The organism is Christiangramia aquimixticola, assembly GCF_048285835.1.
Lineage (GTDB): Bacteria > Bacteroidota > Bacteroidia > Flavobacteriales > Flavobacteriaceae > Christiangramia > Christiangramia aquimixticola.
This window is the reverse complement of record NZ_JBLVTL010000098.1, coordinates 1-342: the sequence shown is the minus strand read 5'-3', so window position 1 is coordinate 342 and position 342 is coordinate 1. Positions and strand designations below refer to the sequence as shown.

Below are 342 nucleotides of genomic sequence, written 5' to 3'. Positions count from 1 at the left end.
GAGCCGGATTGGTATTGGAATCCGCTGACATCAGAGAAGTTCACCATTTTGCCACAGCGATTGGATATGGTGTATCGGCTATCAATCCTTATTTGGCTTTAGAATCCTTATTGGATCTCTTCAAAAAAGGCCAACTGAGCAAAGTAAAAGACGAAAAAACCCTATTTGCCAATTATCAAGACGCCATCGGAAAAGGCCTTCTAAAGGTTCTTTCCAAAATGGGGATTTCAACGCTTCAATCTTACCAAGGAGCTCAGATTTTCGAGGCAATTGGATTGGGTCCTGAAGTGATGGACCGTTGTTTCAAAGGCACCGTATCCCGAATTAGCGGGATCTCTTTTG

1 protein-coding gene is annotated in these 342 nt (G+C 43.3%); it reads left to right on the top strand.

Translation table 11 applies throughout. From position 1 onward, the window contains the following. Positions 1–342: glutamate synthase central domain-containing protein (locus ACNKXV_RS13675; protein ID WP_417908278.1), on the top strand; the 342-nt coding region annotated here is incomplete at both ends.